The organism is Pseudaminobacter soli (ex Li et al. 2025) (assembly GCF_003012705.1).
In the GTDB taxonomy this organism is placed as follows: domain Bacteria; phylum Pseudomonadota; class Alphaproteobacteria; order Rhizobiales; family Rhizobiaceae; genus Pseudaminobacter; species Pseudaminobacter soli.
Genome location: NZ_PXYL01000001.1, coordinates 481,786 through 506,073 on the forward strand (window position 1 = coordinate 481,786; position 24,288 = coordinate 506,073).

Genomic DNA, 24,288 nt, shown 5'->3' on the forward strand with positions numbered 1-24,288 from the left:
GGCTTTGCGATTTGAAATGGTTAGGCGGAGGCGGGCGGCCTACAAGCCCGGCGGCATCAGGATGTCTTCAAGATAGCCGGTGCCGGGCACGGCCTCCGACAGATTGCCCGGGAAGCGGAGAACGGCAAGGCCGGAGGTGGGAAAGCCGGCATGCAGGGTTGCCCGCGCGTCTTCGTCGCCCTGGGGCGCCAGGGCAAGGGCAAGGTCTTCCATCATCGGGTTGTGGCCGATGACGAGCAGTGCGCTGACATTGCCGGATTTGCGGATGATCGAGAGATAGCCGGAGGCATCCTCGCGGTAGAGGTCGTCGAAATAAAGCACACGCCCGGTGTCGGTGTTGGCGGCGATGCCTTCCAGCGTCTGGCGGGCCCGGACGGCGTTGGAACAAAGGGTCAGCTCTGGAATGTATCCGTGCGCCTGCATCGCAATGCCGGTCGCCTCGGCGTCGGTAATCCCTGCTGCATCGAGCGGCCGGTCGAAGTCGCGCATCCCCGGCAGGGCCCACGCGGCCTTTGCGTGCCTGAGAAGAAAAAGTCTGCTCACCGCGCCAACCCTCTCCCTTGGAACGGCAAACTGCACTACCGATCCTGAAAGACGGTTTAGTGGCCGCAAAGACTTCGCGCAACTGAGCTTGCGGGCATCTGGGTGTGCGCCAAGCTACAAAGTTCGGAGACTTGCAGGACTTAGTGAACTGCTCTGCCGCTGGTCGCTGACAATTGCTTGAGCGATGTCGATTGCGCTTGTGTGCTCCGCGGACGGTGAATATATAGGCGCAAAAATTGGAATGACGGGTAATGGGGTGAGTCGAATGAACGATCTCGTTGATGCCGCTTACGTTCCCTCGGAGGATGAGCCGTTCATGAATGAACGGCAGAAAGCATACTTCCGCCAGAAGCTCCTTGCATGGAAGAATGACATTCTTCGCGAGGCGCGTGAGACCCTCGAAATTCTCCAGCAGGAAAACGCCAACCATCCCGATCTTGCAGACCGGGCATCTTCCGAAACCGACCGAGCCATCGAGCTTCGCGCACGTGACAGACAGAGGAAGCTGATCTCCAAGATCGATTCGGCCCTTCAGCGCATTGATGAAGGCACCTACGGTTTCTGTGAGGAAACGGGTGAGCCGATCTCGCTGAAGCGCCTGGACGCAAGGCCGATCGCCACCCTGTCCATCGAGGCGCAGGAACGGCACGAGCGCCGGGAAAAGGTCTATCGCGACGACTGAGCTTCGTCGCGCTGAATGGCGAAAAAGGCGGCCGAGGCCGCCTTTTTTATTGCCTGCATTTGTCTCGCCGCCGCACGCAGGCTCTCAGCGATGCGTGCATATTGCTGCACGAAATTCCGCGCGTTCGGGCCTTTCTACGAAAGGCGCGAGGTTCCGATTACCGCTTCTGGTTGGAAAGCTCACCCAGAAGCTTGGTCATCTCGTCGTCCAGCGAAACCTCGGGCGCGCTGGGTTCGGGCTGAGCCGGCGTTTCTTCCAGCGAAATCTCGAGTTCGCGCAGGAGCGAGTCGTCTACCTCATCGCGTTGCGGAGAAGGAACGATGGGAGCGGGCGCCTGCTGCACCGGCGGAGTCGAGATGACGGGCTCCTGGCGCACCGGCGCGGTCGCGGCGGGCCCCACGGGCATCCTCGGCTCGGGCCGCGGAGCGGAAACCGGAGCGGGGGCAGGCCTTGGTGCCGCCATGGGTGCGGGTTGCTGGGGAACTGCGGCAGGGATCGGCTGCTGGACGGGCATGGGCCGTGGCGCCGGCTCAGGCGCGCGCGGCTGCGGCGCCGGGCGCGGCGCGGGCTGTGGCTCGAGGGCGCGAGGCCGTGCAGGGGGCTCGTGATTGAGTTCGCCGGCCAGCGAGGGACGCCGCTGCTGGTTCAGCCTGATGTCCTGCTCGACCACGACATCGGTCGGCCCGCCGATAAGCAGCAGATGCTCGACATCGTCGCGTCGTACGAGAACGAGCCGCCTATGGCTGTCGACCGCCGCGGCATCCATGACGGCAAGGCGCGTCTTGCGATTGCGGCCCCCGGAGACGAAGGTCCCGAATGTCAGGCTGCGGAACAGCTTGATGATGACAAGGACGATGACGAGCAGGATGAGCGCCGCGAACGTCCAAAGGAGTGCTGCGGTGTATCCCGGTCCTGCAACGCTATCCAACCATTCCATCTTCAAGTTCCCCGGCTCTTTTTCTGTACTGCGCGCGACACTAAACCTTTGACCGCGATATTCGCAAGTTGCACTCACGCTTCATAAACGACGGAAATTTGCCCAGCTATGCCGAGCCCGGTTTTTCTCGGAACTTTTTCAGGCTAGGCCTATGCGCATCTGACAGAATGTGATTCAACCGTTTCGGTGTCAGGGCACCGTGGAACCGGGGAATTTAGGCAAAAGACGCATGGCCAAGGAAACGCGCGGCGATTTTTATCCCGTACCGATCGTCGACCAGCGCACGCGCCCGGGCGCGATCACGCGTCTTGTCATTTTCATTGTGGTGCTGACGGTTGCTGCGATCGTGTTCGGCATTTTCCGCGAGCGCCTGGGCGATCCGTTCTTGCTGGGCATGCTCGGCGTGCTGGCGATGATCGGCGTTGGCTATCTCTTTGCCACTGCGATCGGCTTCGTGCAGATCGCGCCGCGCTCCACCGCCGATGAGCTTTCCAAGGCCTTTGTCGATTCGATGTCGCAGGGGCTGGTCGTTACCGACACCAAGGGCCGCGTCGTCTATGCCAACCGGGCCTATGCCGACATGACCGGCGCGAACACGGTTGCTGACGTCAAGACTGTCGAGGGGCTGCTGTCGGATGTTCCGGAAGCTGCGCCCACGATCTATCGGGTCGCCTCGGGCCTGCGTGACGGGCAGGCCGGCGACGGCGAGTTTCGCCTGTCGCAGTCGGTGCGCCCGGGCGCTGAGCCGGGTGCCCGCTGGTATCGCGTGCGCGGCCGCGCCTTCAATGTTCCGGGGCAGCGGCAGCCGCTGCTCTCCTGGCAACTGGCCGACATTTCCAAGGAGCGGGCCGAGCAGGAGCGCTTCTTCCTCGACCTGCAGAAGGCCATTGATCATCTCGATCATGCGCCGGCCGGCTTCTTCTCCGCCGATCAGGAAGGGCGCGTCACTTATATCAATGCGACGCTGGCCGAATGGCTGGGAATCGATCTTGCCAGCTTCACGCCCGGTGCCATCACCCTCCGGGAGATCATCGCAGGCGACGGCATGGCGCTTATCCGTTCGGTCAAGGCCGATCCCGGCACGACGCGCAACGCCATTATCGACCTCGACCTGGCAACGGTCACGGGCGAGGCGCTGCCGGTGCGCTTCATGCACCGCGTGGCGGCCAGCCGCGAGGGCATCAGCGGCCCCAGTCGCACCATCGTGCTCAATCGCACGCAAGGCGAGGACGCTTCCGCCGACCTGAGGGCTGCGGAGGTTCGGTTCACCCGCTTCTTCAACTCGACGCCCATGGCGATTGCGGGTGTGGATCAGGATGGCCGCATCCTGCGCACCAATGCGCCGTTCCTGTCCTTGTTCTCTTCGGTGGTGGATCGCGACGCCGTCGACCGCCGCGTGCGGCTCGAATCGGTCGTCCATGAGCGCGATCGCTCGGCATTGGCTGCGGCCCTGGAGAAGGCCCGCCAGCGTCAGGCCGATATCGAGCCAATCGAGACCGTGCTGCCGAACAATGAGGAGCGACACCTGCGCTTCTACGTCAATGCCATCGCCGACGGCGCCGGTGGCGAGGGTGCGGAAGAGGCGGCGATCGTCTACGCCGTCGAGACCACCGAGCAGAAGGCGCTCGAAAGCCAGATGGCCCAGAGCCAGAAAATGCAGGCGGTTGGGCAGCTTGCGGGCGGCATCGCGCACGATTTCAACAATGTGCTGACCGCCATCATCATGTCGTCGGATCTGCTGCTGACCAACCACCGGCCGTCGGATCCTTCCTTCCCCGACATCATGAACATCAAGCAGAACGCCAACCGCGCCGCCTCGCTGGTGCGTCAGCTGCTGGCCTTCTCGCGCAAGCAGACGCTGCGGCCGGAAGTGCTGAACCTGACGGACGTGCTGGCGGATCTGCGCATGCTGCTTGCCCGCCTCGTCGGCAATCTGGTCAAGCTGAAGGTCGACCATGGGCGCGATCTCTGGCCGGTGAAGGCCGATGTGGGTCAGTTCGAGCAGGTCATCGTCAACCTTACGGTTAATGCCCGCGATGCCATGCCGGACGGTGGCGAGCTGACCGTCCGAACGAAGAATGTGGGCGCGGACGAGAGCGCGGCCTTTGCGTATCGCGAACTCGTGCCGGCGGACTATGTCCTGGTCGAGGTGGAAGACACTGGCACCGGCATTCCGGCGGACATCATGAAGAAGGTGTTCGAGCCGTTCTTCACCACAAAGGAAGTGGGCAAGGGCACCGGTCTTGGCTTGTCTATGGTCTATGGTATCGTCAAGCAGACGGGCGGTTTCATCTACTGCGATTCCGAGGTTGGCAGGGGCACGGTCTTCCGCATCTTCCTGCCGCGCCACATCGCCGAAGCGAAGCCGGTCCTGGAGCTGGTGGCGGGGCAGCCTGCTGCGGCCGCCGAAGCGGGCGGCGCGCCGGTTGCGAAAGCCCCCGAAGTCTCGCGCGATCTCTCCGGCTCGGCGACGGTTCTGCTCGTTGAGGACGAGGATGCCGTGCGTATGGGCGGCGTTCGTGCGCTGACGTCTCGCGGCTATACCGTGCACGAGGCGTCGTCCGGCGTGGAGGCGCTGGAGGTCTATCGCGAGCTGGACGGCAAGGTCGACATCGTCGTGTCCGATGTGGTCATGCCGGAGATGGATGGCCCGACCTTGCTTGGCGAGCTGCGCAAGCTGCAGCCCGATATCAAGTTCATCTTCGTGTCCGGCTATGCGGAGGACGCATTCGCCAAGAATCTGCCGGCCGACGCACAGTTCGGCTTCCTGCCGAAACCGTTCTCGCTCAAGCAGCTTGCCACCGTCGTGAAGGAAGTGCTGGAAAAATAACGGCCGCACGCTACTTCGTCGCGGATCGGCCGCCAGTTTGCCCGGCCTTGCGCAATGGTGAGGCGGCATCCTATCTATCGGAAGAAACTTATAATCGCTGATTCTGCCGTTGGGCGCCGGAATCCAATCCTGACAAAGGGACTGTTTATGAAGAACCCCGTGGAAACCGCAATGAACCTCGTGCCGATGGTCGTTGAACAGACCAATCGCGGCGAGCGCGCCTATGACATTTTCTCGCGGCTTCTCAAAGAGCGCATCATCTTCATCACCGGCCCGGTGGAAGACGGCATGGCCACGCTGGTCTGCGCGCAGCTGCTGTTCCTCGAGGCGGAAAATCCGAAGAAGGAGATTTCGCTCTACATCAACTCGCCGGGCGGCGTCGTCACCTCCGGCATGGCGATCTACGACACGATGCAGTTCATCAAGCCGGCGGTTTCGACGCTCTGCATCGGCCAGGCTGCCTCCATGGGCTCGCTGCTGCTTTGCGCCGGTCATAAGGACATGCGCTTTGCCACGCCGAATGCGCGCATCATGGTGCACCAGCCTTCGGGCGGCTTCCAGGGCCAGGCATCGGACATCGAGCGCCACGCCCAGGACATCATCAAGCTGAAGCGCCGGCTGAACGAGGTCTACGTCAAGCACACCGGCAAGGACTATGAAACGATCGAGCGCACGCTCGACCGCGATCATTTCATGTCGGCCGACGAAGCCCAGGCATTCGGCCTGATCGACAAGGTCATCACCTCCCGCGACGTGATCGAGGCGCCGGAGCCCGTTCTGACGAAGTGACGGTTTTTGTGGCCGGTGCTGTGGGTATGACGCATTTTTGACTCAGCTTGCGGCATTTCGGTCACAATTTACTGTTTCCTCGACGGGGACCGCGACCTACGTTAAATCTATGTTGAGCTTCGACGGCTTAGCTTTCAGCGGGGCGTCACGAGTGATTTGCATTCCCTTCCGTCGCAAGATGTGCGGAAATTAATGCAGGTGCCAGGACGTTGGCAGGCGGTTTCCGCCAAGAATAGCTTTTGGGTTCAGCCAGAATACCGGCCGAGCAGCACTGAAAGGACTTGGATAACATGAGCAAGGTCAGCAACGGCGGCGATTCCAAGAACACGCTCTACTGTTCGTTCTGCGGCAAGAGCCAGCACGAAGTACGCAAGCTGATCGCCGGTCCGACGGTTTTCATCTGCGACGAGTGCGTCGAGCTGTGCATGGACATCATCCGCGAGGAGAACAAAACCTCGATGGTGAAGTCGCGCGAAGGCGTGCCGACGCCGCAGGAGATCCTCAAGGTTCTGGACGATTATGTGATCGGCCAGCCTTACGCGAAGCGCGTTCTGTCGGTGGCCGTTCATAACCACTACAAGCGCCTGGCGCATGCGTCGAAGAACAACGACGTCGAACTGGCGAAGTCGAACATCCTGCTGATCGGCCCCACCGGCTGCGGCAAGACGCTGCTGGCGCAGACGCTCGCCCGCATCATCGACGTGCCGTTCACCATGGCCGACGCCACGACGCTCACCGAAGCGGGTTATGTCGGCGAGGATGTCGAGAACATCATCCTGAAGCTGCTTCAGGCCGCCGACTACAATGTCGAGCGTGCGCAGCGCGGCATCGTCTACATCGACGAAATCGACAAGATTTCGCGCAAGTCCGACAATCCGTCGATCACCCGCGACGTGTCGGGTGAGGGCGTGCAGCAGGCACTGTTGAAGATCATGGAAGGCACGGTCGCTTCCGTGCCGCCGCAGGGCGGCCGCAAGCATCCGCAGCAGGAGTTCCTGCAGGTGGATACGGCCAACATCCTGTTCATCTGCGGCGGCGCCTTCGCGGGCCTCGACAAGATCATTTCGGACCGCGGCCGCAAGACCTCGATCGGTTTTGGTGCGTTGGTGGCATCGCCGGAGGATCGTCGCACGGGCGAGCTCTTCCGTCAGGTCGAGCCGGAAGATTTGCTGAAGTTCGGCCTGATCCCCGAATTCGTCGGCCGTCTGCCGGTTCTGGCGACGCTTGAGGATCTCGACGAGCCTGCGCTGATCCAGATCCTGACCGAGCCGAAGAACGCTCTGGTCAAGCAGTATCAGCGCCTGTTCGAGATGGAGAATGTCGGACTGACGTTCCATGAGAACGCGCTCTCGGCCATCGCCAAGCGCGCCATCGAGCGCAAGACCGGCGCTCGCGGCCTGCGTTCGATCATGGAAGCGATCCTGCTCGACACCATGTTCGAGCTGCCTGCGCTCGAAGGCGTGCAGGAAGTCGTGATCTCCGAGGAAGTGGTGACCGGCAGTGCCCGGCCGCTCTACATCTATTCGGAGCAGAAGGAAAAGAAGGGCAACGTCAGCGCCTGACCGCTGATTTGATCCTGAACAGTCGAACGGCGCCGAAAAGGCGCCGTTTTCCTGTAGTAAGGCCTTGTATCGACAAGGAAAGATCGTCCGAGACCATTCAAAGATCGTGCACGGTTTCGTGCTTGCCCTTGATCTTTGTTAGCCGTGCATCCAACTAACAGCATTGAAGGCCGTGTCTGCATTCCGTGCTGAAGCCCCGGTGTGAAACGGTGGTAGGCGGAACGGTGCACGGCCGTTAATATGAGATTCGTGGCTGGCCAATGTGCGGCTGCGAAATGAAAGGTTGGAAAATGGCCAAAACAACAAGGTCTTCCGGCGATGGTGTCTTCGCAGTTCTACCACTGCGCGACATCGTTGTGTTTCCGCACATGATCGTGCCGCTCTTCGTGGGGCGCGAGAAGTCCATTAAGGCGCTGGAAGAGGTAATGGGCGCGGAGAAGCAGATCCTGCTCGCGACCCAGAAAAATGCTGCCGACGACGATCCGGAGCCGGATGCCATCTATGAGATCGGCACGCTCGCGAACGTCCTGCAGCTTCTGAAGCTGCCGGATGGCACGGTGAAGGTATTGGTCGAGGGTGCAACGCGCGCCCAGATCACCAGTTTCACCGATCGCGCAGAGTTCCATGAGGCCAACGCCGTCGTGCTCACCGAGCCGGTGGAAGAGGAGATCGAGATCGAGGCGCTTGCCCGCTCGGTCGTGGCCGACTTCGAAAACTACGTGAAGCTGAACAAGAAGATTTCGCCTGAGGTGGTCGGTGCGGCCAGCCAGATCGACGACTATTCCAAGCTCGCCGATACGGTTGCCTCGCATCTCGCGATCAAGATCCCCGAGAAGCAGGAAATGCTCGGCACCCTTTCGGTGCGCGAGCGGCTCGAGAAGGCCATGGGCTTCATGGAAGCCGAGATTTCCGTTCTGCAGGTGGAGAAGCGCATCCGCAGCCGCGTCAAGCGGCAGATGGAGAAGACGCAGCGCGAGTACTACCTCAACGAGCAGATGAAGGCGATCCAGAAGGAGCTCGGCGAGGGCGAGGATGGCCGCGACGAGGCCGCCGAACTCGAGGCGCGCATCAAGAAGACGAAGCTTTCCAAGGAGGCCCGCGAAAAGGCGGATGCCGAACTGAAGAAGCTGCGTTCGATGTCGCCGATGTCGGCCGAGTCCACGGTTGTCCGCAACTATCTCGACTGGCTGCTGTCGATCCCGTGGGGCAAGAACTCCAAGGTCAAGCATGACCTGAAGCTCGCCCAGGAGGTGCTGGACCACGACCACTACGGTCTCGACAAGGTCAAGGACCGCATCGTCGAGTATCTGGCCGTCCAGAGCCGGCAGAAGAAGCTGAAGGGTCCGATCCTGTGCCTCGTCGGCCCTCCCGGCGTCGGCAAGACCTCGCTCGGCAAGTCGATCGCCAAGGCGACCGGCCGTGAGTTCGTGCGCATGGCGCTCGGCGGCGTCCGTGACGAGGCCGAGATCCGCGGTCACCGCAGGACCTATATCGGCTCGATGCCCGGCAAGGTCATCCAGTCGATGAAGAAGGCCAAGAAGTCCAATCCGCTCTTCCTGCTCGACGAGATCGACAAGATGGGCCAGGACTTCCGTGGTGATCCGTCGTCGGCGCTGCTCGAGGTGCTGGATCCGGAACAGAACTCGTCCTTCATGGATCACTACCTGGAGGTCGAATACGATCTGTCGAGCGTCATGTTCGTGACGACCGCAAATACGCTGAACATCCCTGCGCCCCTTATGGACCGCATGGAGATCATCCGTATCGCCGGTTACACGGAAGACGAGAAGGTCGAGATCGCCAAGCGGCATCTGCTGTCCAAGGTGGTTCGCGATCACGCGCTGCAGCCGAAAGAGTTCTCGGTCAGCGAGGACGCTATCCGCGCGGTCATCCAGACCTACACGCGGGAAGCCGGCGTCCGTAGCCTGGAGCGCGAGTTGATGAAGCTCGGGCGCAAGGCCGTGACCGAGATCATCCGGACTAAGAAGAAGTCGATCAAGGTCACGTCCGAAAACCTCTCGGACTATCTCGGCGTGCCGCGCTTCCGCTTCGGCCAGGTTGAGGCGGACGATCAGGTCGGTGTCGTCACCGGTCTCGCTTGGACCGAGGTCGGCGGCGAGTTGCTGACGATCGAAGGCGTCATGATGCCCGGCAAGGGCAGGATGACCGTCACCGGCAACCTGCGTGACGTGATGAAGGAGTCGATCTCCGCTGCTGCCTCCTATGTCCGCAGCCGGGCCATCGATTTCGGCATCGAGCCTCCGCTGTTCGACAAGCGCGACATCCACGTGCACGTGCCGGAAGGCGCGACGCCGAAGGATGGTCCGTCGGCCGGCACGGCGATGGCAACGGCAATCGTCTCGGTTCTGACCGGCATTCCGGTACGGGCCGATGTGGCGATGACCGGCGAGATCACGCTGCGCGGCAGGGTGTTGCCGATCGGCGGCCTCAAGGAGAAGCTGCTTGCGGCTCTTCGCGGCGGGATCAAGAAGGTGCTGATCCCGGAAGAAAACGCCAAGGATCTGGCGGAGATTCCGGACAATGTGAAGAGCGGCATGGAGATCATTCCGGTCAGCCGGGTCGGTGAAGTGCTGCGCCACGCGCTGGTGCGGATGCCCGAGCCGATCGAATGGGTCGAGCCCGTGGAAACCCCGGCTTCCAAGGCGGAAGCGGTGGACGAGGCGGGCAAGTCACTCGCTCATTGAGCGCCGCAAGCTCCAATTGTGGCAAGAATGTAGAAAGCCGGGCCTCGCGCCCGGCTTTTTCGTTGAAAAACCGCGGAAAACCAAGGGATTTCGGTGTTTTCTGACTTGGTTGAGCCGCAGGTTCTTTCTAAAGTCCGAGCCCTGCCGGTTGAGTCTATTGTCCCGGTTTTCTCATGGAAGGAAGTTTTTATGAACAAGAACGAATTGGTGTCTGCTGTCGCGGAAGCTGCGAAGCTCTCCAAGGCCGACGCACAGTCCGCCGTTGAAGCGGTGTTCTCCGTCATCACCGGCGAATTGAAGAGTGGCGGCGACGTTCGTCTCGTCGGCTTCGGAAATTTCTCCGTGTCTAAACGGGCTGCTTCGACCGGTCGTAACCCGCAGACCGGCGCGGAAGTGCAGATTCCTGCCCGCACGGTGCCGAAGTTCACCGCCGGCAAGGGCCTCAAGGACGCCGTCAACTAAGTTGACGACGACCGACGTTGACCGAAAGGCCGGGCCACGCGCCCGGCTTTTCTTTTTGGAACTCTTGCATATGCGGTGCGAGTGGACCGGCGTATCGGAATTCTGCGACTACCAGCCATAGCCGCGTGGGCAATGTGCGACATAGCGGTTGCCGTAGCGGTCGCGGTAGAAGCAGCGGCCCCGCTCGCTTGCGCGGCCGATAAGGGCGCCGGCCGTCGCACCGATGGCACCGCCTACCAAGGCGCCGCCGACGTCGTTGGAAACGGCTCCTCCAATGGCAGCACCCGTTGCGCCGCCGACGAAAGCTCCGCGTTCCGTCGGGGTGCAGCCGGCCAGTGCTGCCACTGCTGCAACTGCAATCAAAGTATTGCGCATAACTATGCTCCCTCTGTGCGATCAATTGGCGATCAACAGTTTGGGAGGCGATTTGTTCCACTTTTGCCCGGCGCCGGCCGGGATGTGAGACGTCTCAGCGGCGGAAATTGGCCGAAAGAACAAGGCTTTCGTACAAGTGGTGGCTTCGCCATCACGTATGGCGACGCCACCGAGGCGAAAGTTGAGAACCCCGGAGACGGCTCTTTTCGCGTCAGACCGTGAGCCCCGCGAGGTTCATCACGAAGCGGAAGGCGAGCGCCACCAGCCCCAGGCTAAGCACGCTCGCAGCCCAGATCAGGATCAGCCAGCCGATCCGCTTCGGCCAGCTGGGCAGGGAGGATGGCGCGGCCATCAGTGGTAGCCTTCTCCGACCTTCACCTTGCCGCGGAAGACGTAATAGGACCACGCGGTGTAGGCGAGGATGATGGGAATGATGAACAGCGCGCCCACCAGCGTGAAGCCCATGCTCTGCGGCGGAGCTGCCGCCGCGCGGATCGAGATGTCCGGCGGGATGATGTTCGGCCACAGGCTGATGCCGAGCCCGCTATAGCCCAGGAACAGCAGGAACAGGGCCAGCAAAAACGGCCCCGCATGCGGCTCGCCCTGCAGGCTGCGCAGGATCAGCCACGTGCTGATCAGAACCAGCACCGGCACCGGCGAGAACAGGACGATGTTGGGGAAGCTGAACCACCGCTCGGCGATCGCCGGATGGGCGAATGGCGTCCATAGGCTGACGATGCCGATGACCACCAGCAAAAGCAGCGTGATCGGCCTGGCAAGCGTCACCATGCGTGCCTGCAGCGCGCCTTCGGTCTTGATGATCAGCCAGGTGCTGCCGAGCAGCGAATAGGCGACGAGCAGCCCGACGCCGGTGAACAGGCTGAACGGTGTGATCCAGTCGAGCGTGCCGCCGGCATAGGCGTTGTTCTCGACTGCAAAGCCGTTGAGGAAGGCGCCCAGCGACACGCCCTGGAAGAAGGTGGCGATATAGGAGCCCCAGGCAAAGGCCTGGTCCCAGAATGCCCGGTGGTGCGGGTCGGCCTTGAAGCGGAATTCGAAGGCGACGCCACGCCAGATGAGCCCCAGCAGCATCAGCACCAGCGGCAAATAGAGCGCGCTGAGGATGATCGAATAGGCAAGCGGGAAGGCGGCCATGAGTGCTGCGCCGCCCAGCACGAGCCAGGTCTCGTTGCCGTCCCAGACGGGCGCCACGGTGTTGACCATCACGTCGCGGTCCTCGCGGTTGCGCACGAAGGGGAACAGGATGCCGATGCCAAGATCAAAACCATCCATGACGACATACATCATGAGGCCGAAGGCGATGATGACGGCCCAGACTACGGGAAGGTCGATGCCCATGGTGTCAGCCTTTCGTGTGGCGGTTGGTCGGCACGAACAGTTCCATCTGGTCCGGTGCGGCCGAAAGCGGGCGGGACGGCCGGCCGGCGACGTATTCGTCCTCCGTCGGCTCGTGGTCCTCGGGGCCCTTGGCGACCAGCTTCAGCATGTAGCGGGTGCCGATGCCAAAGACGATGAAATAGACCACGACGAACGCGATGAGCGTGGAGCTCATGGCCAGTGCCGAATGGTTCGAGACGCCATCCTTGGTACGCATCACGCCATAGACGACCCAGGGCTGGCGGCCGATCTCGGTGGTGAACCAGCCCGCGAGAAGGGCGATCAGGCCTGTGGGGCCCATCAGCGTGGCAAAGCGCAGGAATTGCCTGGACTGGTACAGGTGGCCTTTCCAGCGCAGCCAGAGCGCCCAGAGGCCGAGCACCAGCATCAACACGCCGAGCCCCACCATGACGCGGAAGCTCCAGAACACCACGGTCGAATTCGGCCGGTCTTCCGGGGCGAATTCCTTGAGGCCGGGGAACTGGCCGCTCCATGTGTGGGTCAGGATGATGCTGCCCAAGCGCGGCACCTGCAGCGCATAGAGCGTTTCTTCCTTTTTCATGTCGGGCCAGCCGAACAGGGTGAGCGGCACGGGCTCGCCCGGCTTGTTCTCCCAATGACCTTCCACGGCGGCGATCTTGGCTGGCTGGTATTTCAGCGTGTTGAGGCCATGCAGGTCGCCGATGAATATCTGCACCGGCGCCGAGAACAGCAGCATCCACATGGCCATGGAAAGCATGGTGCGCACGCGGTCATTGTCATTGCCGCGCAGAAGGTGCCAGGCGGCCGACGCGCCGACGAAAAGCGCCGTCGCCAGATAGGCGGCAACGGTCATATGGGCGAGGCGATAGGGGAAGGAGGGGTTCAGCACGACCTCCAGCCAGTTCACCGGCACCACCACGCCATTGACGATTTCGAATCCCTGCGGGGTCTGCATCCAGCTGTTGGAGGCGAGGATCCAGGTGGCCGAGATCAGCGTGCCCGCCGCCACCATTATAGTGGAGAAGAAGTGCAGGCCCGGCCCGACCTTGTTCCAGCCGAAAAGCATCACACCCAGGAAACCGGCCTCGAGGAAGAAGGCGGTCAGCACCTCATAAGCGAGCAGGGGACCCGTGACGCTGCCGGCGAAGGAGGAAAAATAACTCCAGTTGGTGCCGAACTGGTAAGCCATGACCAGGCCCGAGACGACCCCCATGGCGAAATTGACGGCAAAGATCTTCGACCAGAAAAGGTAGAGGTCGCGATAGACGGTATCGCGCTTCCACAGCCAGAGCCCTTCCAGCACCACGAGATAGCTCGCCATGCCGATGGTGATCGCCGGGAAGATGATGTGGAAGGAGACGGTGAAGCCAAACTGAATGCGGGCCAGTTCAAGCGCTGTCAGGCCGAACATCGAATCTCTCCTAAATGCACAGCCGCTAATTGCGGCTTGCTGCCGGGTAACGAACGCAAATCAGCCTTCGGCGATCCCGATCAGCATCAAATATGTGCATCTTGATCCTCTGCACGGAGAAAGTCGACGCGGGTGGTGCTGGACATTTTGACCAACGGATCGGCCTCAGCCGCTGATTCCAGGGCAAAGGTTCGTCCGTGCGGCAGTCCGACACAGATGAGGCTCGTCAGGCCGCGGGCCTGGGAGGCCTGCGCTTCGGAGGGAGGTTCTTGCGTACCGCAGGAGCGGTAAACATCAAAGGCGAGGGCGGCCGAAGTCGCTCGACGGAAGGAACTGATTTTATGGGGATCCGGCACTAAGCCTTTGGAAAGAATGGCGCGAGTGACGGGGCTCGAACCCGCGACCTCCGGCGTGACAGGCCGGCACTCTAACCGACTGAGCTACACCCGCGCTTCTGACGTGGGGCAGTTCGTCCCGCGTCGATGGCGTGGGATTACGGTGTTCGCGTGAGACTGTCAACACGCCTCAGCCGCTTATTCCAACGCGAAAGATTCAGCCGTGCGGCGGTGCGGCGCCGGCTTATCCCGGAGGGCTTCGGGCTTGGGTGGACTTGCGCTTCGGAGGGAGGTTTTTGCGTGCCGCGGGTGCGACCAATATCAGAGGCGTAGAGCGGCAGAACCAGCTCGGCGGAAGGATCTGATTTTTGGAGAGCCGGCGCTAAGCCTTTGAAAAGAATGGCGCGAGTGACGGGGCTCGAACCCGCGACCTCCGGCGTGACAGGCCGGCACTCTAACCGACTGAGCTACACCCGCGCTTCTGACGTGGGGCAGTTCGTCCCGCGTCGATGGGCGTGGAATTACGGTGTTCGGGTGGGAGTGTCAACACCCGATCGCACCAAAAGAACATGCGCCGGATGTTTTTTTGTGAGACGGCTATGAGAGCGCCGGAAACGGCGGACATCTCGTCATGGCGACGAATTTTCCTTGCGGTTCGGAAGCGAACCGCTTAAACAGCGCCTCGCGTGGGGGCGATTAGCTCAGTTGGTAGAGCGCTTCGTTTACACCGAAGATGTCGGGAGTTCGAGTCTCTCATCGCCCACCATTTTTTCTAAGAATTTCATACACATACAAGGTCGCTTCGGCGGCCTTTATTTTTGCCGCCGTAAAAGCCCGCTGAGCCTGAGGCGGTTTTCGTGGTGGCCGCGAATCCTGAAAATGAAAAGCCATAGCCGGAGCAGATCGGTCTTGAGCCGTTCCTCGGCCTTGTCGCGAATTACCCGATTTCTGAATCGGTTTTGCACGTGATCTTTGCAAGAAGCCGCTACGACGACCCTCGCCCCCTTGCGAACCGTTTGTTAGGTCGATGACGTCATTGTTAAGCATGCTGGATGCAGCCGGCCGACGCGGCCTTGCCAGTGCTGTCCGGCTGGTTGGTGCCGTGGACGCGGCTATAAATGCCCTTGCCGTCCATTCTGAAAGCGGTCATCCGAACGGCACGATAGGGATGTTAGCCGTTACGGGCGCCAAGACCCTGGTTGGTTGGCGGCATCGGCCTCGTTCGCGAGAACATGGATCGAGAACCAGCCGTCGCTATCTGTCCAGACACTGATGGGCCGCCAACCGGCCTCACGCGCGAGCGCCCGAAAGGCGTCCACGGTATATTTATAGCTGTTCTCCGTGTGGATCGTCTCGCCTTCCGCGAAATCAAACGAGTAGCCGTCGATCGACACGCGCTGAGCTGCGCGGCTTACGAGATGCATCTCGATGCGCGAGTGCCTGCGGTCGAAAGACGCCCGATGCTCGAATGAATCGAGATCGAAATTGCCGTCGAGCTCCCGGTTGATACGGGCAAGCAGGTTGAGGTTGAAACGGGCGGTCACACCGGCAGCGTCGTTATAGGCGGCGTGGAGGACGGCCTCGTTCTTTACGAGGTCAACCCCGACGACCATCACCGCGTCCGTGCCGAGGCTCTGGCCGGCATGATGAAGAAAACCAGCGGCGTCCAGCGGCTCGAAATTGCCGATCGTGGAACCGGGAAAGAAGCCGACCCGCGGCATCGTGCGAACGCTCGCCGGCAGGTCGAAGGCTCTCGTGAAGTCGGCGGCGACCGGCAGCACATTCAGGGACGGAAATTCGAGTCGCAAGGCTTCGGCCTGTTCCTGCAGAAACTCGGCGGCGATATCGACGGGCACATAGGTAGAGAGCTCTCTTGCCGCACGCAGGACAATGCGCGTCTTGGCACTCGAACCGTTACCGAATTCAACGAGCGCCCTGCCTGCCGGCAACAGCTTGGCGATTGCCTCGGCGTTCTCGGCGAGGATGCCGCGCTCCACTCGGGTCGGGTAATACTCCGGGAGCTGCGTGATCTCCTCGAAAAGACGCGAGCCGGCCATGTCATAAAAGTATTTCGAGGGGATGCGCTTCGGCCTTGCCTGGAGGCCCGCCATGACATCGGCCGCGAAATCGAAGCTCGCCCCGCCCTCCATTTCGGCAGGGCGGGCTTTTTGTACAGGGGCAGCCATCAGTGCCGCCTTGTCGGGATGATCGACGAGGCGCAGCCCGGTGAATTGCCAGCGCGCCTGGGGGACGAAGAAGTTGCGATAGCTATTTCGGGCGTGCCCTTCCGGCGTGGCAAGCGAACTGCCGCGCAGCACCATCTGGTTGACCATGAACTTGCCGTTATATTCGCCGAGTGCACCGGGCGCCGCACCGTAGCCGGGGTAGGGCAGATAGGCGCTGCGCGTCCACTGCCACACCTGGCCGAAGGCATCGTCGAGCATACCGCTCCGCGCCGCCACCTCCCATTCCGCTTCGCTCGGGAGATGCTTGCCGGCCCAGCGGGCAAATGCGTCAGCTTCATAATAGCTGATGTGGCAGACCGGCAGGTCGGGATCGACGGGCTCGAGACCGGCGAACGTCAATCTGAAACGGGCGCCGTCTACCTCGCGCCAATAGCCAGGCGCCTTCCACCCCTCCGTCTGGACCGTCGCCCAGCCGTCGGAGAGCCAGAGCGTCGGCGTCTCGTAGCCGCCATCGGCCATGAAGTGCATCCACTCACCATTCGTGACAAGCTGACGGGCGATCCGCACCGGACCGACCAGCACCCGATGCGCAGGACCTTCATTGTCATAGGAAAAGCCGTCGCCGCCGTATCCGATTGTGTGAACTCCTTCCGCGAGTTCGGCGAACGCGCTGACCTTGCCCGCAGTCACAGGCCAGCGCCAGCCGGAATCATATGTGGGCAGCACGGGATTTTGCGCGAAGGCATGCAGGATGTCGGTCAGCATCAGTTCCTGATGCTGCTGCTCATGATGAAGCCCGATCTCCAGAATCGGATGTACCGTTGCAAACAACTCATCGTCGGCCGCGGTGATGAGGGCGCGGACAGCCGCGTCGACATGCTGTCGGTAAGCGGTGACCCTCTCGACATCCGGCCGGGTGATTAGTCCTCGTCTCGGCCGCTCGTGACGCGGCCCGGCGCTGACGTAATAGGAATTGAACAGGAAGGGGAAGCGCTCATCGAAAACGCGGTAGTTTGCCGAGTATGGCACGAGCAGAAACTGCTCGAAGAACCAGGTGACATGGGCGCGATGCCACTTGATCGGACTTGCATCGGGCATGGACTGAACGACTTGGTCCTCGGCGGAAAGCGGCGCGGCGCGCCGCTCGGTCTCGCCCCGAACGGCCTCATAGGCTGCCAGCCAGGCGGCGCGCGACGCGGACGCTGACAGCTGCAGGATGGGCGCCGATGTGCCCGGTGGATCGGATCTCTTCAGTGCGCGAGACGTGGGGGCAGACATCAACACCTCCGAGCCGGACGAACGCTTCGGTGGTCAGCGGGATTACCATGGCTCCCGACAACATCTTGTCAGGAGATAGGCCGCCGGGCCGGTGTACGCGGCCACGCCAGCGGGATTATATTAGGGCAGCCGGCCAATCTGTCAGCACTATGGCCGTTCCCCTCACGAGAGCGTGAGAGGTCAGGTGATTTGCCCTAAAGGTTGGCGCCGCCATGGCGATCCTCGCCCGCGCGCGGGGTCGTCGCTCACAATGCGCATGCCGATTCCCCTGACATGACCGACAGTTCTGTCAGAGCTAAACTACATTTGCGAATGACCCATTTTTGCCAATGCACGGCTCGCCTAGCTCTCCGGGGTGGGCGGTACCGTCATGAAGCGCCTCGGGAACATCCGGTTCCGGGGAACCTTTCTATTCGCGATGCGTTCGCTTGGGACGTCCGATTTAGGACCAGCCCTCACGGTCATCGCGCAGAGGCCCATCTTCCCCACGATCATCGCAGGCCTTGTCCGATCGGACAGTTTCCGTTGGAGAAGGACAATGAAACGCTATCTCTCAACACTTGCATGTTCGGGGATGCTGACCATTGGGGCGCTGTTGGGATTCTCAGCGTCAGCGATGGCCGTTCCAGCCTCCATTCCAAACATGGCTCCGAAAGTAGCTGCGACCGACGAGGCGTTCCGTACGCCTCCAGCGCAACCGACGACCGATGGCACCATTTGGAATCTCACCTGCACCGCTGGAAGTTGCGACCAGGGTGGCCTGCAGTCGGCCGTTCTGTTGCGCAAGCCCGGAGATATTGGCGGTAGCGTGCAGCTTATCCGCGGCGGCGATAGCGGCGGCGGCGATCGTGCCACCTACCTGCGTGGCGGCGGCCGGTACGGTATCGGCGGAGCCGGCTGGCGCGGCAATACTTGGCGTGGCGGCCGGTACGGTATCGGTGGCGTCGGCTGGCGCGGCAACTACTGGCGTGGCGGCCGGTACGGTATCGGTGGTGTCGGCTGGCGTGGCAACTACTGGCGTGGCGGCTGGCACGGCATCGGTCGCGTCGGCTGGCGCGGCAACTATTGGCGTGGCGGCTGGCGCGGTATCCGTCCCGTCGGCTGGCGCGGCAACTACTGGCGCGGCGGCTTCCACGGCTTCGGTGGCAGCGGTGCCATCCACAGCTTTGGCGGCGGCGGCGGCTTCTACGGCATGGGTGGCCCCAACTACACTGGCGGCTGGTACGGCATCGGTACCGGCTGGGGCAACAATTACTGGAACAACAACTGGAACAACAACTGGGGCAGTGGCTTCTTTGGCTTTGGCGCGCCGCTCTTCGGCGCGACCACTACCTATGCGGCGGCGCCGGTTGCGGCGACCCCGGTGCTGACGACTGCGCATGTCGCCTGGTGCTTCGGTCGCTATCGGTCGTATAGCGCTGCCTCCAACACATTCCAGCCCAGGTTTGGACCGCGTGTTCAATGCGTTTCGCCCTTCTGATGTACGGGCTTGACGGTTCAACGGAATAAAGGCGGCGCCGCTTGCGGCGCCGCTTCCTTTAGGCCCTCTACTTTTTTACTTCCATTACGTTTCGGATGTGCTCGACCGCTTGTCCGGCTTGCCAGCTTTGGTGACTTCAGATGCAACACGGCGCAAATCACGGTGCAGTGGCCGGACGCCTCTCAGATCCGTTGCCGGCCTCCCTTAGATCGTAAGCTGCCGCCCTGCCTCATCGACCCGGGAAGCGTACGCGGCTATTTGGGGGTTAAGGTTCCGGGGGGCTCGGCAGGAGTGTGAATGGTCGACATGGCCGGCCTTGCCACGTCGACGCTTGCTGCCTTTGCGCTGCTGGGCAGGATCGTTGGGCAAGCGGAGGGCGGTCGATCTCAAACCTGGGTGAAGCTCACAGGTTCGGCAACTGAGGCGAAAACTTGCCCCAGCGACTGAAAGCATATCCACCCATCGGCTAAGCGCTTATCAACAGTCCCCAAAATTGCGGGTGTCGACCGTCGGGCGAGACCGCCCTTCGCCGCCTACCTGGCGGCCTTGGCCAGAGGCGTGTCGGACTCGTTCTGGCGGATCGCTTCGGCCAGATCGTTGACCGTCCTGAGATAGTGTTCGCGCAAGAGCGCGACTGCCTTGTCAGCATCTCGCTCGAGCGTCGCCTGCGCAAGCGCGCTGTGCTCGGCCTGGACGTCGCGTCCTGCCGGAAGTGCTGCAGTCAGCAGAATCGGAATGCGATAGCGCTCGGTCGCGACATAGAGGCGTTCGACGAATTCAAGCGTCCAGGGCGAGTTGCAAGCGGCGAGCAGCGCGCGGTGGAAGGCATGGTGTCGTGCCTCCAGCTCCCAGATGTCCGCTTCGGGGCCCGTGCGGCCTGCCTGGAGGTTGAGAGCGTAGAGGGCCGAGACGATTCCCGCTTCCCAGGAATCATCGCCAAGCCGGATCGAAGCGCGCAGCGCTTCCGTCTCGATCAGGATGCGCAGCGACGTCGCGTCGTGCAACTCGTCCAGCGAAAGCGGCGCGACTCTGAAGCCGCGCAGCGACTCGGCCGTAACCAGCCGTTCGGCTTGCAGGCGGTTCAGTGCCTCGCGGAGCGGAGAAAAACCCATGTCGTAGCGTTCGCTCAGATCGGCAAGGCGCAGCGGGCGCCCCGGCGCAAGCTCGCCCCGGATGATGTCGTGACGCAAAGCGTCATAGGCTTTTTCGGCAAGAGTCATGCGGCTTTCCTCTGCTCCTGGAATTATCCCATAGCCCGGCCTGTCGGCAAATCCAAAGATTTTCGAAAATTATTGTTGCTATCGAAAAGCCGTTGCCCCATTTTTCCGGCAACGGGAACAGCGGAACGGGAGGGCCGCATGGCAAAGCCGCGTGAGAATCATCGCGAGGATGTCGCCGGGCGGGCGAATGTCGAGGATACGCCCGAGCTTCTGGCTTACTATGACGAGTTGGACCGCTTCAGCGCCGGTGCGCTGTGGACGGTGGCGAACAAGATCGAGCCCTGGGAGCCGAAATCGCAATCGGTGCCGGTGATCTGGCGCTACCGCGACCTGCGCGAGCACGTTTTGCGCTCGATGGAGTTGGTGACGCCGGAAAAGGCGGGGCGGCGAGTCATCTATCTGAACAACCCCGGCCGCAGCGACGTGGCAGCTGCCGTGGGCTGGCTATACGCCGGGCTTCAGGTGATGAACCCGGGCGAGGTGGCGAGTGCCCACCGCCATTCGGCATCGGCTATCCGCTTCATCATGGAGGGCTCGGGCGCCTATACGGTCGTCGACGGCCACAAGATGACGCTGGGCGCGAACGATTTCGTGCTGACACCGAACGGCACCTGGCACGAGCATGGGGTCGAGGCGACGGGCAGCCCTTGCATCTGGCAGGACGGGCTGGACATCCCCTTCGTCAATGCGATGGAGGCCAACTTCTACGAGGTTCATCCGGACCTCCGGCAGGCCGTCGGCTACGAGGTCGACGACATGACCAAGACCTGGGGCAATCCGGGCCTGAAGCCGATGGGGCAGAGCTGGAGCAAGGGCTACAGCCCGATGTTCAAATACGAATGGCTGCCGACATACGAGTCGCTGCTGAAATATGCGAGCTGCACCGAAGGCTCGCCCTTCGACGGCGTGCTGATGGAATATGTGAACCCGGTCACGCAAGGGCCGGTGATGCAGACCATGGGCGCGAGCATGCAGATGCTGCGCCCCGGCGAGCATACCAAGGCGCACCGCCACACCGGCAGCGGGCTTTACCATGTCGCCAAGGGCAGCGGCCATTCGATCATCAACGGCAAGCGCTACGACTGGCAGGAGCATGACATCTTCTGCGTGCCCTCCTGGGCGTGGCACGAACATGTCAACGGCTCGGACCGGGATGACGCCTGCCTCTTCTGCCTTTCGGACCTGCCGGTAATGCGGGCGCTTGGTCTCTATCGCGAGCAGGCTTTTGCCGAGAACGGCGGCTTCCAGCCGCCACTTTAAAGGAAAGACATATGAAACTTGTGACTTATCGCGCCTCGGTCGAGGCTGCGGCGCGGCTCGGCGTGATCGTCGACGATCTGGTGGTGGATGTGGCGGAACTGGCCGCGACGCAGGGCGAGGATCTGCCCGATACGATGCTGGAGTTGATCGATGCCGGCCGGCCAGGGCTCGAGACACTGCGCGACTGCCTGGATCGGGCCGAAGGGCGGTTTCCGGCTGGCACGGCCACAGCGCTCGCCAATGTAAGGCTGCTGGCGCCGATCCCGCGGCCGCGCAAGAACATTTTTGGCATCGGGCTCAACTATGTCGAGCATGTCGCTGAAAGCGCGAAGACGCTGGATACGTCGAAGGACCTGCCGAAGCAGCCGGTGATTTTTTCAAAGCCGCCGACGACGGTGATCGGACCGGGCGAGGGCATCGAGCATAACAAGAAGATCACCCAGCAGCTCGACTGGGAGGTGGAGCTGGCGGTGATCATCGGCACCACCGCACGGCGGGTGCGCAAGGAAGACGCGCTCCGTCATGTGTTCGGCTATTCGGTGATGATCGACGTCTCAGCCCGCGACAACCGCCGCGCCGGCCAGTGGATTTTCTCCAAGGGCCAGGACACCTACGCCCCCTTCGGCCCCTGCATCGTCACCGCCGACGAGATCCCTGATCCGCAGGTTCTCGACCTCTGGTTGACGGTGAACGGGGTGGAAAAGCAGCGGTCGAACACGCGCCACATGCTGTTCAAAGTGGACGACCTGATCTCCGACATTTCGTCCGGCATCACGCTGGAGCCGGGCGACATCATCGCCAGCGGAACCCCGGAAGGCGTGGGCGCCGGGCGCAATCCGCAGGAATGGATGTGGCCGGGCGATGTGGTCGTCGCCTGCGTGGAAGCTATCGGCACGCTCCGGCACCCGGTGGTGGACGCCACGCCGCAATAAGGCCTGAACATTGATATGGCCGCCGCGCGCTTGCGTGGCGGGATCTTGCATGGGCTTGCGCTTCTTTCCGGAGGCGCAGGCCCTATGCGTAGCTATTCGCGAGGTTTGATGCGCTTCGATCTGGAAGAGGTCGGCACCCAGAATGCCTACAAGCTTCTGGCGGCCACGGTGATGCCCCGGCCAATCGCCTGGGTGGTGACGCAGGACGCCGAAGGCCGACTCAACGCCGCGCCCTACAGCTTCTTCAACGTGATGGGATCGGCGCCGCCGACGATCGCACTCGGAATTATGGGCGACCCCGAACCGGGTTTTAAGGACACGGCCCGCAACATCCTCGATACCGGTGAGTTCGTGGTGAACCTGGTGCCCGAGCGGCTGGTGCGGGCAATGAATGTCACCGCCGTCGATGCGCCGCGCGGCGTGAACGAGCTCGCGCTAGCGAACCTGGCCACGGAGCCCTCGGCTCGTGTCAGGCCGCCCCGAATCGCCGAAAGCCCGGTCGCCTTCGAATGCGTCTCGCTGTCCTCGGTCGTCACAGGTCCTGCGCAGGTGGTGGTCATCGGGCGGGTGCTCACCGTGCACGTCGCTGACGACTGCGTACTGAACCCTGAACGCGCCCATATCGATACGCCCAAGCTCGATCTCGTCGCCCGGTCCTATGGCAGCGATTATGTGCGCAGCCGCGACACCTTCAGCCTGGCGCGCCCGACATGGCGGGAATGGTCGGATCACCACGACACGGGATCATCGAATAATCCATAATCTTCGAAAATCCCGATTGACAACATCGCTGAAAGCAGGAAACTTAACTCCCAAGTAAAGAAATTCACTTGCCCTACGGGGAAGTGTCAAGGGGGGAGTTGCGATGCTGCAAGAGCGCATCGAAGGGCGGTGGCTTGATTGCTTCCGCCGCGTCTTCAGGCTGAACGGAATCGGCCAAGGCACCAAGGTTGCCATCTTGTCCGAAACGCAGTCGCGGCCGGTGCTGGTGCATCTGTCCGACCTGGCGCTGCACGATCTCGGCGCCGAATACTGCATGATCCAGATGCCCACTCCGCGCCAGACCGCGCCGGTGCCGGTGAAATCGACCGGAACCTCATGGGCGATCCAGCACAACCGCGCGGTCATCGAGGCGTTGAAGCGCGTCGAAGTGATCGTGGACTGCACCGTTGAAGGGCTGATCCACGCTCCCGAATGGCCGGAGATCGAGGAGGCGGGCAACACGCGTCTTCTGGTGGTCTGCAACGAGCATCCGGAAATCCTCGAGCGCACCGAGCCGACGGCGGAGCTTGGCCCGAAGGTGGCGCTGGGTGTCCAGATGCTGCGCGAGGCGAGCGAAATGCGTGTCACCTCGGCCGCCGGCACCGATCTCGTCATCGATCTGCGCGGCGCGCCCTGCGGCGGCACGCCCGGCTTCGGCACCCAGCCCGGCGCGGTGGCGCACTGGCCGGGCGGGCTGTGCCTGGCTTTCCCCGGTCAGAACGCCGTCAACGGCCGCATCGTCATGGACGTCGGCGACATGAACCTGACGTTCAAGAGCACGCTCACCAGCCGCATCGATTTCACGGTCGAGAACGACTTCGTCACCGCCATCAAGGGCGACGGCATCGATGCCATCCATTTCCGCGAATACATGGAGGCCTGGGACGACCGCAACGCCTACGGCATGAGCCATGTCGGCTGGGGCATGAACCCGCGTGCCCGGTGGGTCTCGGCGGCAATGTACGACAAGCGCGACATGCAGGCGGTCGAGTTCCGCGCACTGGCGGGGTCGTTCCTGTGGTCCACGGGGGCCAACCAATATGCCGGGCGCTACACGCTCGGCCATTTCGACCTGCCGATGCGCAACTGCACCATCGCACTGGACAATAAGATCGTCGTCAAGAACGGCGTCCTGCAAGGGGAGCTGGCGCTCTGACGC

The 24,288-nt window shown here is 62.3% G+C and carries 20 protein-coding genes and 3 tRNA genes; 13 read left to right on the top strand and 10 right to left on the bottom strand.

Annotated elements, in window-relative coordinates; all coding sequences use genetic code 11:
- Positions 1 to 39 precede the first annotated feature (39 nt).
- On the bottom strand, positions 40 to 543 hold the full coding sequence (locus tag C7I85_RS02290; protein WP_106722322.1) for a SixA phosphatase family protein: 504 nt from the start codon (positions 541 to 543) through the stop codon (positions 40 to 42).
- 265 nt (positions 544 to 808) lie between these two features.
- On the opposite strand from C7I85_RS02290, the gene dksA reads away from it, so the two are divergent.
- A complete protein-coding gene (dksA, locus tag C7I85_RS02295) occupies positions 809 to 1,225 on the top strand; it encodes an RNA polymerase-binding protein DksA (protein ID WP_106722323.1) in 417 nt (138 codons plus the stop codon).
- A 157-nt stretch (positions 1,226 to 1,382) separates the two neighbouring features.
- On the opposite strand, the gene C7I85_RS02300 is transcribed toward dksA, so the two are convergent.
- Positions 1,383 to 2,162, bottom strand: a complete 780-nt coding sequence (locus tag C7I85_RS02300) for a flagellar biosynthetic protein FliO (protein WP_106722324.1) — start codon at positions 2,160 to 2,162, stop codon at positions 1,383 to 1,385.
- Between the two features lie 229 nt (positions 2,163 to 2,391).
- Between C7I85_RS02300 and cckA the strand changes: the two genes are divergently transcribed.
- The 5 genes from cckA (at position 2,392) to hupB (ending at position 10,510) form a co-directional block, all read left to right on the top strand.
- Positions 2,392 to 4,992 (top strand): cell cycle histidine kinase CckA, encoded by a 2,601-nt coding sequence (gene cckA, locus C7I85_RS02305; RefSeq protein WP_106722325.1) that lies wholly within the window; start codon positions 2,392 to 2,394, stop codon positions 4,990 to 4,992.
- Positions 4,993 to 5,139: 147 nt separating this feature from the next.
- Positions 5,140 to 5,781, top strand: a complete 642-nt coding sequence (gene clpP, locus C7I85_RS02310; protein ID WP_106722326.1) for an ATP-dependent Clp endopeptidase proteolytic subunit ClpP — start codon at positions 5,140 to 5,142, stop codon at positions 5,779 to 5,781.
- Positions 5,782 to 6,071: 290 nt separating this feature from the next.
- Positions 6,072 to 7,343 carry an ATP-dependent Clp protease ATP-binding subunit ClpX gene (gene clpX, locus C7I85_RS02315; RefSeq protein WP_106722327.1) on the top strand — a complete coding sequence of 424 codons (1,272 nt, stop codon included), beginning with the start codon at positions 6,072 to 6,074 and terminating at the stop codon, positions 7,341 to 7,343.
- Between the two features lie 290 nt (positions 7,344 to 7,633).
- Positions 7,634 to 10,048, top strand: coding sequence for an endopeptidase La (gene lon, locus C7I85_RS02320; RefSeq protein ID WP_106722328.1), 2,415 nt, complete (start codon positions 7,634 to 7,636; stop codon positions 10,046 to 10,048).
- Positions 10,049 to 10,237: 189 nt separating this feature from the next.
- Positions 10,238 to 10,510 carry a DNA-binding protein HupB gene (hupB, locus tag C7I85_RS02325; protein ID WP_106722329.1) on the top strand — a complete coding sequence of 91 codons (273 nt, stop codon included), beginning with the start codon at positions 10,238 to 10,240 and terminating at the stop codon, positions 10,508 to 10,510.
- A gap of 108 nt (positions 10,511 to 10,618) precedes the next feature.
- Here the strand turns inward: hupB and C7I85_RS02330 are convergent, their stop codons facing one another.
- The 6 genes from C7I85_RS02330 to C7I85_RS02355 form a co-directional block, all read right to left on the bottom strand.
- A complete protein-coding gene (locus C7I85_RS02330; RefSeq protein ID WP_106722330.1) occupies positions 10,619 to 10,885 on the bottom strand; it encodes a glycine zipper domain-containing protein in 267 nt (88 codons plus the stop codon).
- Between the two features lie 211 nt (positions 10,886 to 11,096).
- Positions 11,097 to 11,237, bottom strand: coding sequence for a DUF2474 domain-containing protein (locus C7I85_RS02335; protein ID WP_106722331.1), 141 nt, complete (start codon positions 11,235 to 11,237; stop codon positions 11,097 to 11,099).
- Positions 11,237 to 12,244: a cytochrome d ubiquinol oxidase subunit II gene (gene cydB, locus C7I85_RS02340; protein WP_106722332.1), complete on the bottom strand. Its 1,008-nt coding sequence runs from the start codon at positions 12,242 to 12,244 to the stop codon at positions 11,237 to 11,239. Before cydB ends, C7I85_RS02335 begins: the two co-directional genes overlap by 1 nt.
- A gap of 4 nt (positions 12,245 to 12,248) precedes the next feature.
- The gene (locus tag C7I85_RS02345; protein WP_106722333.1) at positions 12,249 to 13,676 is read right to left on the bottom strand and encodes a cytochrome ubiquinol oxidase subunit I; all 1,428 of its coding nucleotides are present in this window, start codon (positions 13,674 to 13,676) and stop codon (positions 12,249 to 12,251) included.
- Between the two features lie 373 nt (positions 13,677 to 14,049).
- Positions 14,050 to 14,126, bottom strand: a tRNA-Asp gene (locus C7I85_RS02350).
- 285 nt (positions 14,127 to 14,411) lie between these two features.
- Positions 14,412 to 14,488 (bottom strand) — tRNA-Asp (locus C7I85_RS02355).
- 213 nt (positions 14,489 to 14,701) lie between these two features.
- Between C7I85_RS02355 and C7I85_RS02360 the strand changes: the two genes are divergently transcribed.
- Positions 14,702 to 14,777, top strand: a tRNA-Val gene (locus C7I85_RS02360).
- A gap of 412 nt (positions 14,778 to 15,189) precedes the next feature.
- Here the strand turns inward: C7I85_RS02360 and egtB are convergent.
- Positions 15,190 to 17,475 carry an ergothioneine biosynthesis protein EgtB gene (gene egtB / locus C7I85_RS32225; protein WP_106722334.1) on the bottom strand — a complete coding sequence of 762 codons (2,286 nt, stop codon included), beginning with the start codon at positions 17,473 to 17,475 and terminating at the stop codon, positions 15,190 to 15,192.
- Between the two features lie 538 nt (positions 17,476 to 18,013).
- On the opposite strand from egtB, the gene C7I85_RS31520 reads away from it, so the two are divergent.
- A complete protein-coding gene (locus C7I85_RS31520) occupies positions 18,014 to 18,955 on the top strand; it encodes a BA14K family protein (protein WP_245444759.1) in 942 nt (313 codons plus the stop codon).
- A gap of 297 nt (positions 18,956 to 19,252) precedes the next feature.
- Positions 19,253 to 19,402: a hypothetical protein gene (locus C7I85_RS30865; RefSeq protein WP_181257054.1), complete on the top strand. Its 150-nt coding sequence runs from the start codon at positions 19,253 to 19,255 to the stop codon at positions 19,400 to 19,402.
- 86 nt (positions 19,403 to 19,488) lie between these two features.
- Here C7I85_RS30865 and C7I85_RS02375 read toward each other — a convergent pair whose 3' ends face one another.
- A complete protein-coding gene (locus C7I85_RS02375) occupies positions 19,489 to 20,175 on the bottom strand; it encodes a GntR family transcriptional regulator (RefSeq protein WP_106722335.1) in 687 nt (228 codons plus the stop codon).
- A 138-nt stretch (positions 20,176 to 20,313) separates the two neighbouring features.
- Between C7I85_RS02375 and C7I85_RS02380 the strand changes: the two genes are divergently transcribed.
- The 4 genes from C7I85_RS02380 (at position 20,314) to C7I85_RS02395 (ending at position 24,285) form a co-directional block, all read left to right on the top strand.
- Positions 20,314 to 21,435, top strand: a complete 1,122-nt coding sequence (locus C7I85_RS02380; RefSeq protein WP_106722336.1) for a cupin domain-containing protein — start codon at positions 20,314 to 20,316, stop codon at positions 21,433 to 21,435.
- Between the two features lie 11 nt (positions 21,436 to 21,446).
- Positions 21,447 to 22,367, top strand: a complete 921-nt coding sequence (locus C7I85_RS02385) for a fumarylacetoacetate hydrolase family protein (RefSeq protein WP_106722337.1) — start codon at positions 21,447 to 21,449, stop codon at positions 22,365 to 22,367.
- Positions 22,368 to 22,451: 84 nt separating this feature from the next.
- Entirely contained in the window at positions 22,452 to 23,129 is a 678-nt protein-coding gene (locus tag C7I85_RS02390) for a flavin reductase family protein (RefSeq protein WP_245444760.1), read from the top strand.
- A gap of 103 nt (positions 23,130 to 23,232) precedes the next feature.
- Entirely contained in the window at positions 23,233 to 24,285 is a 1,053-nt protein-coding gene (locus C7I85_RS02395; protein ID WP_106722338.1) for a peptidase M29, read from the top strand.
- The last annotated feature ends 3 nt before the right edge of the window (positions 24,286 to 24,288 follow it).